The organism is Novosphingobium sp. B-7 (assembly GCF_000410615.1).
Taxonomy (GTDB): domain Bacteria; phylum Pseudomonadota; class Alphaproteobacteria; order Sphingomonadales; family Sphingomonadaceae; genus Novosphingobium; species Novosphingobium capsulatum.
In genome coordinates, this window is sequence record NZ_APCQ01000163.1 from 1 (window position 1) to 9681 (window position 9681).

Below are 9681 nucleotides of genomic sequence, written 5' to 3' on the forward strand. Positions count from 1 at the left end.
GACGGCCTTAAAGCCAGCGGCATCCGTTAGTTTTCGCCACGTGACAGCTCTGCCATGGGGATAAGCGTGCGCGCCGCCGGATCGCGCGCAGAGCGGGGAGGCGCGCTGCCTTCCACCAGGCCATCAAGCGCGCGCACGGCGTCGGTCACGAGCGGCACATCGGCCTTGCCGGCCACGCGCCAAGCATCGCCCTGCGCATCGCGACGGGGGCCATCGGGCAGGAGCCATGCAGCATCGAGTGCGCCCAGCGCGGCCAGTACCTGCACCTTGGCAAGATAGGCGCCGGCCACCCCATCGTTGTAGGCGCTGCGCGCCTGGAGCAGTTCGCGCGCCAGTTGCAGCACGTCGAGCGTGGTGAACATGCCCGCCCGCTCTTGCAGCACGGCGCCATCATAGGCGTTTTGCGCAGAGGCCACCGCCTTGGCGAGGGTGTCGATCGCGGCGGTCTGGGCCTGCCAATCGTTCCATGCGCCGGCAAGGGCCGCACGATTTTCGCGCAAGGTGGCGTCCATCAGGCGCCAATCGGCATCATTGGCCGCTTGCGCGGCGTGTACGCGCGCGGCGCGCTCGCCACTGTCAAACAGGGGACCAGACAGCGTGACCACGCCCTTGATCTCGGTCTGGCGCAAGGTATCGGAATAGTTGGAAAAGCCGGCCGAGTAAGGCAGCAGGGCTGCCGACCCCTGGAAATCGACGCGTGGGCGGCGCTCTGCCCTGGCCGCTTCCACGCTGGCGCGCGAGGCGCGCTCGCGCTCCTGCGCGGCATGGATCAGCGGGTTATGCGTTTCGGCATAGGCATAGGCTTCTTCGAGATCGGCCACCGGCAATTGCAGCGGCGGTGGCGGCGCAAGATCGCCCGGCCGCGTGCCGACCATGCGCAGGAATGCAGCCTCGGCCGTGCCGGCGTCGCGCTGCGCGGCAAGCAATTGCACGCGGCCCAGTTCCACCCTGGTTTCCACCTGCTGGATATCGGTGGCCGTCACCTCGTGCGCGGCCAGGCGCGCGCGATTGTCGGTCAATTCGCGGGTCAGCGCGGCCAGGTTGTCTGCAGCGATGGCCACGGCCGTGCGGGTGCGGCGCAGGCCGACAAAGGCATCGGCCGCATCGAGCAGGGCTTGCTGTTCGGCCGATTGCAGCACGGCCTGCTGATAGGCGGCCTGGGCGCGTGCGCCGCGTTCGTTGGCAAACGACCGGCCAAAGCTGAACAAGGGTTGGGTCAACACGGCCGTGGCGGTAGATGTCCAACCGCTGCGGCCCAGAAACACGCCCTTGGCAATTTCGAACCGGTCGCGGGTCCAGCCATAGGTCAGGGCATAGTCCAGCTTGGGGCCATAGCCGGCGCGTGCCTGTGCCACGCCCCAGGCGCTGCTCTGCGTGCTGCTGCGCTGGGCCAGCAGGGCCGGCGATGTCCAATAGGCATAGCGCAGGGCATCGGTCAGCGTGGAAACCGGCCGGCCTGACAGCGCGCCTTCGGCGATGTCTGCCGGGGTTTCGGGCGGCAGGCCGGCGCTGCGATCGATATCGACTGCCTCCTGCGCCCGAGCGGTGGGCATAAGCAGGGCCAGCGCGGCCGTGGCGCAGGCCCAGTGCAGGTTTAGGCGCAGGTTTAGGCACACGCGTGACCGGCGCACGCAGACGGGGCGCAGATGGCGCAGGGCAGGGCGCATGGCGGAAATCCCCCTCAATTGTCGCGGAAAGCGCGCATGAACTGGTCACGCAGCGGCTTGGTGACATAGGACAGCAGCGACCGGTTGCCGGTCTCGATATAGGTTTCGGCGGGCATCCCGCTGCGCAGCGCCAGCCCCTCGCGCGCCACGGCGGCCTGGTCGACCGCGATCCGCACGGTGTAATAGGCCTGGCGCGTTTCCTGGTTGTCTGTCCGATCGGTGGCGACATAGATCACCCGGCCGGGAATTTCCGGGGTCGCGGCGCGGTTGAACGCGGAAAACCGCACCCGCGCCGCCTGGCCCACGCGCACCTGGTCGATGTCGGCGGGGCTGACCGAAGCTTCGACGACCATGACATCGTGATCGGGCACGATTTCCATGATCGGCTCGGCTGGCCGTACGACATCGCCGATCGCGGCAAAGGCAATCTTTTCGATCGTGCCGGAATAGGGCGCGCGGATTTCGCTGCGATCCTTCTGGTCCGATGCGCTGACCTTGCGCAACTGCTGCTGGTTGAGCGCGGTATTGACCTGGGCCAGATCGGTGCCGGCTTGGACGCGCCGGGTCTGCACCGTCTGGATCGATTGCTCCTGCGCTTCGGTAATGCGGGCGCGGGTCTGGGCGATCTGCGCCTGCAACTGCGCCACTTGCCCGTCGATATCCACGGCCGTGCGTTCCAGCTGATTCAGGCGGTTGATCGTGACCAGCTGCTTGTCCCACAGATCGCGCACGCCCTGGCGTTCCGGCTCGATCAGGTGGCGTTGCTGGCGCAGGGCATCGATCTGGGCTTGAAGCCCGGTGATCTGCTGGTTGTATTGCGCCACGCGCGCGGCGAGCTGGGCGCGCAGCTGGCCTTCTTCGGTCTGGCGCATGGCGAACAGGTGCTGCTCGTCAGCCATGGCCTTGGCTGCGCTGGGGTTGCCCGCTCGCAAAAGGTCGGCCGGGAAGACCACCTGGCCCAGGCCCAGCCGCTCTGCCTCCAGCCTGGCTTTCTGCGCTAGCAGCTGTTCTACGGTGAGGTTGGAATAGGTGGCATCGGCGCCGGTCACGCGGTCATCCAGCCGCATCAGCAGTTCGCCCTGGCGCACATGCTGGCCATTGATCACCGCGATCGTGGTGATCACGCCCCCGGTGGGATGGGCAATGCGCTTGACCCTGCTTTCCACACCCACCTGGCCACCGCCGATCACCGCGCCACCGATCGGCACGATCGCGGCCAAGGCAAACAGCAGGGCCATCAGCCCGGCCAAGGCGAAGACCAGCCGTACCAGCAGGCGCGGCGCGTGGGGGCGCGGCGTGGTGGGTTGGTCGATCCACAGCGTTGGCAGCAACTGCCTGACAGCGTCGGGAGAGAGTGGGGCGTTCATCGCGCGGCCTCCTTCGCCAGGTGGCCGGCGGCCGGCGGCGCGGCGGGGGTTTCGTTGGCTGGCAAGGTGCGCTGCATCACGGCGTCGCGTTCGCCAAAATCGACAAGGCGGCCATTCTGCATGACGGCCACGTGGCTGATCGGGCCGAGCGTGGCCGGGCGATGGGTGATCATGATGACGATGCCGCCACGCTGGCGCATGTCCATCACCGCGCGGTTGAGCGCGGCGTCACCCACGGCATCGAGGTTGGAATTGGCCTCGTCCAGGATCAGCAGATGCGGGTTGCCATAAAGCGCGCGGGCCAGGCCCACCCGCTGGCGCTGCCCGGCGGAAAGCTCGCTGCCCCCGGCGGAAACCTGGGTGTCATAGCCATCGGGAAGCGCCAGGATCGCCTCGTGCAGGCTCGCGGCGCGCGCCGCGGCCATCACCCCGTCGGACGTTGCGGCCGGATCGAACCGGGCGATGTTCTGGCCTACCGTGCCATCGATCAGATCGACCGTTTGCGGCACATAGCCAAAGGCACTGCCCAGCGCTTCGGCATCCCACTGGTCTGGCGTGGCGCCATCCAGCCGCACCTCACCACGCTGGGGTTTCCAGATTCCCAGGATGCCACGCACCAGCGTCGTCTTGCCCGCGGCGCTCGGGCCGATCACGGCCAGGGCCTGGCCAGGTTGCAGCGACAGCGACACGCCCTGGACGGTGAAGCGCTGCGTGCCCGGTGGCGCCACCCACAGATCGCGCAGGGCAAGTTCTCCGCGCGGGCGATCGAGTGTTACCTGCCGTTCTGGCGGGCGGCGGAACGTGGTGATCGCCTGGACGATCCGGCTCCAACCGCTGCGTGCGGCGACGAGCCCTTTCCAGTTGGCAATCGCGGAATCGACCGGTGCCAGGGCGCGGCCCGAGAGCACCGAGGATGCCAGGATCACGCCGCCGCTGGCCTTGTCATCAATGACCAGCAGCGCGCCCACGGTCAGGATGATCGATTGCAGCAGCATGCGGAACGTGCGGCTGGCCCCACCCAGGCGCGAGACGGTGCGCGCCAGTGCCGATTGCGCGGCAATGAACTGGCTTTCCCAACCAGAGGTGCGCGACACGAGGCGATCCTGCATGCCCATGGCAAAGGCGGATTCGGCAAAGCGGATTTCGGACAGCGTGGCGGCGCTGCGCTGCCCGGTGATCATCGCCAACTCGCGCGAGGCGGTTTGCGTGCGACGGTTGGACAGTAGCGCCAACACTGCCATCACCATGACCCCGGCCAGCGCCGTCAGCCCCAGCCACCAGTGCAGTGCGGCCAGCACCACCAGGAACATCACCACCCAGGGCAGGTCGATCAGCGCAACCGGGCCGGCGCCAGCCAGAAACGTGTGCACCGCGTCCAGGTCGCGGGCAAACTGCAGGCCATCGCCCTTGTCCGGCCCCGCGCGCAGCGGGCGGGCGACCGTGGCATAGTGGACAGCACCGAACAGATCATCGTGCACGCCATTGGCAACGCCCAGCAGCGCCTCTGCCCGAATTGCCTCGAAAACCGCTTGAAATACGTAGATCAGCACCAGCATTACAAACAGCCCCACCAGGGTGGGAATGCTTCGGCTGGGCAGAACCGAATCGTAAACCAGCATCATGTAGCCCGACCCGGCAAAGACCAGGACGTTCAACAGCAGGCTGGCCACGGCGACCAATCCAAGATTTCCGCGATATCTGCGCAGGAACAGGCGCAGCATTTGCCGATCCACGTTGTAACACCCCCACAAGGCCCTTGTTGCCTTGCGGGTATAGCAGCGTGGCATCAGGCCATTCCGGCAGATGCTTCCGGCTCGGAACTATAACGCTGAGATCAGGCCCGTTACGTGGCGTTTCAGGCGGCTTCTGCCGCCGTGCAGGCGCGGGCGCCAACGATCAGCATCTCGCACCAGACCCCGCGCGGATCGAACATGAGATCGACCGCTTCGAGCCCCGGCTGCGCGCGCAGCAGGTGCGATCCCGTGCCTTGGTGGGCCGGTGGGCTGACCAGCGGCCCACCCGATTCCTTCCACAGCAGGTAGAGCCGGTCACCATCGGGTGCCAGAAACCAGCGCAGATCGACCCAGCCGGCGGGATCGGACAGCGCGCCGTGCTTGATCGCATTGGTGCACAGCTCGTGCACCGCCATGATCAGCGGAATGCAGCTTGGCTCGGGCACTGTGCAGGGAGTGCCGCTCAGGCGGATGCGTGATCCCTGGCCGAAGGGGCCGATAGTGCGCTCGATCAGTTCGGGAAGATGCCCTTCGGCTTCGGTGCCGATGCGCAGCAGGTCGCTGGCTTTGGCCAGGCTGTCCAGGCGGTGGGAAAACTCGCGGAAGAAATCGAGCGGGTTTTCGGCACGTGGCCCACGCGCCGACAGGGCCTGGATTATCGACAGCAGGTTGCGGCAACGGTGGCGCAATTCGCGGTTGAAGGTGTCCTGCTGGCGGTTGACGGCGTCAAGTTCGCGCACCGTGGTGCGCGCCACTATCGCCATGCCCATGACCAGGACCACGCAGGCGGCGCCCACCAGCAGCGACACGAGCGGCCGACCGTGCCAGGCGATGCCCATGATCGATCCGGCAAACAGCCACTGCGCCACGGCAAACGAGCCGAACACGGCCAGCATGGCAAAACCCTGTTCCAGCAGCAGCGCGGCGATCAGCACCGTGGGCCAGAACGCGAGGAACGGCATCACCGCAGGTTGCGGCTCTATCACCAGGCGCAGGAGCGACGGCACGAACACCAGAAGGGCGCACAGGATCGCCTGTTGCAGTGCGCTGCGCTGCCGGATCAGCGCGGCGCGCATCATGCCGGAAACCCCGGTCAGAACTTTCATCTGCGCCCCTTTGACCCTGGCCGCGCCGGGCGAATCCCTGCGGCGGATCTTTGTAAAACAGTGTTAACGCCATTGCCGGCGAACCGCAGCCCTTTTTCCGTTTGCGCCGGGCCAATTGGCCCAAATAACTAGGGCTGGCGGGGGCGGGACAGCCTTAATGCGGCCTCGATCTCCAGCAAGCTGCAGAGCAAGGCGCGCTCTTCCAGGCCAAGCGCCTGGCTGCGTTGCAGCGTGGTGCGGCACAGTGCGAGCAGGCTGGCGGGATGCCGCGCTAGCGTGGCGCGGAATGCGTCCAGCGAGGGCGGGGTGGTGGGCAGATCTGCTGGCGACCCGGCCGGAACGATCAAGGCGTCTTCGGGGGCGGCGGCGGCGCGCACGCGCCATAGGACGGCAACCGCCCGGTCCACCATCGCGCGCACCAGATCGCCTGCCGCCTCTCCCGATGCGCGGGCTTTGAGTTTCTGGCGATAGCGGCGTTGCCGTTCGGCATTGGTCAGGGCCATGACCCTGCCTAGACGGGGTTTGGCAAGGCTTGAAAAGCCCGGTCAGCCCCTTGCGTAACCATCCCTATCGATGGCTCCTGCACCCACTATCCCGCGCTTTTGCCGCTTTTGACATGCGTCAAGGAGGCGGCGCGCGGCTGGGCTATCTTGCACAGGTGGCCCGATCCGTCACCGGACCAGGGCGGATGGGCATGGAGGATGCAGCGATGACCAACCCTGAAAGTATGGCACTGCGGCGCGGGATCGCCGGCACGCTGCTGTTCGATGGTGAACTCGCCAGCCGCGGTTTCGAACTCAATGCCATGTGCTTTTCATTCAACGACACGGCCAATCGCGCCGCATTCCTGGCCGACGAAGACGCGTACTGCCGGCGCTATAACCTTACGCCCGAACAGCGCGATGCGGTGGCGCGGCGCGATGTGCTGGCGATGATCGAGGCAGGTGGCAATGTCTATTACCTGGCCAAGCTGGCGGGCATTTTTGGCCTCAACGTGCAAGATCTCGGCGCCTTGCAAACCGGCATGAGCGTGGCCGAATTCAAGCAATACCTGCTCGACCAGGGCGAGGCCGCGGGCTGCGCCCCGGCCAGCAATGACGTGGGAGTGGCGGCATGAGCGCGCAGATCATCGGTGGTTATTTCAGCAGCCACGTTCCCGGCATCGGCGGCGCGATTGCGCGCGGCGCCCAGGCAGAGCCCTATTGGAAGCCGTTCTTCGATGGCTATCCACCGGTGCGAACGTGGCTGGCGCAGGCGCGCCCGGACGTGGCCATTGTGTTCTACAACGATCATGGGCTCAACTTCTTCCTCGATGCCATGCCCACGTTCGCGGTGGGCGCGGCGGCGGCCTATCCCAACGAGGATGAAGGCTGGGGCCTGCCGGTTTACAAGACTTTCCAAGGCGATCCCGGGCTTTCCTGGCACATTATCGAGGAACTGGTCGGCAGCGGGTTCGATATCACGATGTGCCAGAAGATGAAGGTCGACCACGCCCTGTCGATCCCGTTCGAGCTCGCCTATCCCGACGTGGCGGCCTGGCCGGTGAAGATCGTGCCGATTGCGATCAACACCGTGCAATACCCGCTACCCTCGCCGCAGCGCTGCTATGATCTGGGCCGTGCCGTCCACCGTGCGTTGCAATCCTGGCAGGATGACACACGCGTGGTGGTGATCGGATCGGGCGGCTTGTCGCATCAGCTGGATGGCGCGCGCGCCGGGTTCATCAATGCCGACTATGACCGCTTCTGCCTCGATCACCTGGCCAACGATCCCGAGGCGCTGTTGCGCCATTCGACGGAAGAGGTTGCCGCGATCGCCGGCACGCAAGGGGTGGAGATCGTCAACTGGATCGCCGCACGTGGCGCGCTGGGCCAGGGGCCGCATGCCGAAGTGACGCGGAATTATCACATCCCGATCAGCAATACGGCCGCAGCAACGCTGGTGTTGACCCCGACCTGACAGCTTGGCAGGTTTGGCCCGTGCCCGTGGCATACGGGCCGATAGGCCGGCGCGTCTTCCTGGGGGGGAGGGCGCGCCGGTTCTCTTTGGCAGCCCTCGTGGTGGTCTACGGCCTTAGTCTGCCATATCGTTGACGGCCATCAGGGCCAGCTCGGTGCGGTTGTCGATGCCCAGCTTCTGGTACATGGCGTGAAGGTAAACCTTCACGGTGCCTTCGCCGATATTCAGTTCCGCGCCGATATCGCGATTGCGCATGCCGCGCGCCACCAGGCGGGCGATGCGCCGCTCGCGTGGGTTCAGGCGATCGAGCGGCCCGGTGCCCTCGGGATGAAGCGACAGGTCAAGCGCGCGCTGCAGAAGGTCTGCCGAAATGGCCCGTTCGCCTTCCTCCACCTTGGCCAGCACATCGATCAGTTCATCGCCGGCGCCATCCTTGGAGACGATGCCCTCGACGCCCGCGCGCATCACCGCCAGCAGATTGCGATCGGTCAGCTCGGCAGTCAGCAGCACGACCCGCCGCCGATCGCCCCGGGCCCGCAGCGTTTCGAGCACCTGGACCCCGTTCATGCCGGGCATGTTGATATCCAGCACGACGATTTCGGGATCGTGGGTGGCGATCGCGTCCAGCGTTTCCTCGCCGCTGGCCGTGGCGGCGACCACTTTGAAGCGGCTGTCGCGCAGCACGGCGGCAACGCCGGCGCGGATAAAGCCGTGGTCGTCAGCAACAAGGATCGTGGTCATGCCTTCAGGCCTGTCATGCATTGATGCGGGTGGGCACTTCGATATCGAGGCGGGCGCCCGGGCGCAGATGGTTGTTGGAATGTTCGGCGATGCGCACGCGGCCACCCAGTGCCGCCACGCGCTCGGTGATCGAGCGCGGCTGGCACAACTGGCCCGCCCCTGGAAAGCCAACCCCGTCGTCTGCAATCGTAACGGTCAGGGTGGACCCGTCGTGGTGGAGCGAAATCATCACTTCGCTGCACTGGCCATGTCGAGCGGCATTGGCAACAGCCTCGCGCACCATTTGTCGCAATTCATAGGCAAGATGGATTGGCACCGGCAGCGGGCCGGTCTGTCCGTCAAAGCGGATATGGACGCGCCAGTGGGCCGACATTTCCTCGACCAGGCTGCGCAATTCCTCGGTCACGTCGGCAGCGCGATCACCGTCCTCGCCGCGGCGCAGCCGGTCGATCATCACGCGCAACTGCGCCTGCTCGCGGCGCAGCGCTTCCTTCATCGCCACGATTTCGCCCTCAGGGTCCTTGCCGTCGCGCAGGCGGCGACGCAGCGCCTCGAGCCGGAACATCGTGCCGGCCAGGAACTGTACGACGCTGTCGTGAAGGTCGCGCGCCAGGGCATTGCGCACTTCGGCCACGGCCGAGCTCTTGGCCAGGGTGGCCATTTCCTCGCGGTCGAGCGCCAGGCCGATCTCGCGAACCAGGGCGCTCATCCACGGCAGGTCGTCCACCGCCATGGCGGGAATGCCCCAGACCAGCAGCTGCCCCTGGCTGGAAACAGAACTGAACGTGGCAAGAATGCCTTCGTTGACGCCGCAGATCTCGGCCAGCGGAATGGCGGCAGTGCTGCGCTCGATCACCAACTGGTGCTCCGCCGGCAGGCCGATGCGGCGCGCGCGCTGGCGATCGAACAGGGTGGGCGGGGCAGGCATGGCCAGGGCCGTGGACAGGGCGCTCGGGCCCTGGCGCTCGCTCGTGACGCGGCCATCGTCCTCGATCAGCAGATCGATCCAGGGCTCGTCACCCCAGGCCACCGCAAGAGCCGCGCCGCGTGCCCCCATGGTGAGGCAGGCCTGGCGCAAGGCGCTGGCCAACACGCGGTTGCGGCGCGC

General features: G+C 66.6%; 9 protein-coding genes. 2 read left to right on the forward strand and 7 right to left on the reverse strand.

The genetic code is table 11. From position 1 onward, the window contains the following. Positions 1-26: 26 nt before the first annotated feature. The 5 genes from H926_RS25145 to H926_RS0101930 all read right to left on the reverse strand — a co-directional run bounded on the left by H926_RS25145 (position 27) and on the right by H926_RS0101930 (position 6376). A complete protein-coding gene (locus H926_RS25145) occupies positions 27-1667 on the reverse strand; it encodes a TolC family protein (RefSeq protein WP_022674792.1) in 1641 nt (546 codons plus the stop codon). Between the two features lie 14 nt (positions 1668-1681). Next, complete coding sequence (locus H926_RS0101915; RefSeq protein WP_028657453.1) at positions 1682-3034, reverse strand: HlyD family type I secretion periplasmic adaptor subunit; 1353 nt, start codon at positions 3032-3034, stop codon at positions 1682-1684. After that, positions 3031-4755 (reverse strand): type I secretion system permease/ATPase, encoded by a 1725-nt coding sequence (locus H926_RS25150; RefSeq protein WP_043607428.1) that lies wholly within the window; start codon positions 4753-4755, stop codon positions 3031-3033. The genes H926_RS0101915 and H926_RS25150 overlap by 4 nt, the downstream gene beginning before the upstream one ends. Before the next feature lie 134 nt (positions 4756-4889). Beyond that, positions 4890-5873 (reverse strand): sensor histidine kinase, encoded by a 984-nt coding sequence (locus H926_RS30650; RefSeq protein ID WP_022674795.1) that lies wholly within the window; start codon positions 5871-5873, stop codon positions 4890-4892. A 128-nt stretch (positions 5874-6001) separates the two neighbouring features. After that, complete coding sequence (locus H926_RS0101930) at positions 6002-6376, reverse strand: hypothetical protein (protein ID WP_022674796.1); 375 nt, start codon at positions 6374-6376, stop codon at positions 6002-6004. Positions 6377-6582: 206 nt separating this feature from the next. On the opposite strand from H926_RS0101930, the gene H926_RS25160 reads away from it, so the two are divergent. Both H926_RS25160 and H926_RS0101940 read left to right on the forward strand, forming a co-directional pair. Continuing rightward, a complete protein-coding gene (locus tag H926_RS25160; RefSeq protein WP_197279213.1) occupies positions 6583-6990 on the forward strand; it encodes a protocatechuate 4,5-dioxygenase subunit alpha in 408 nt (135 codons plus the stop codon). Beyond that, positions 6987-7832 carry a class III extradiol dioxygenase family protein gene (locus tag H926_RS0101940; protein ID WP_022674798.1) on the forward strand — a complete coding sequence of 282 codons (846 nt, stop codon included), beginning with the start codon at positions 6987-6989 and terminating at the stop codon, positions 7830-7832. The genes H926_RS25160 and H926_RS0101940 overlap by 4 nt, the downstream gene beginning before the upstream one ends. A gap of 114 nt (positions 7833-7946) precedes the next feature. Here the strand turns inward: H926_RS0101940 and H926_RS0101945 are convergent, their stop codons facing one another. Together H926_RS0101945 and H926_RS0101950 are read right to left on the reverse strand one after the other, a co-directional pair. Continuing rightward, positions 7947-8573 carry a response regulator transcription factor gene (locus H926_RS0101945; protein ID WP_022674799.1) on the reverse strand — a complete coding sequence of 209 codons (627 nt, stop codon included), beginning with the start codon at positions 8571-8573 and terminating at the stop codon, positions 7947-7949. Between the two features lie 13 nt (positions 8574-8586). Then, positions 8587-9681, reverse strand: a 1095-nt coding sequence (locus H926_RS0101950) for a sensor histidine kinase (protein WP_022674800.1), incomplete at its 5' end; no start/stop codon positions are given.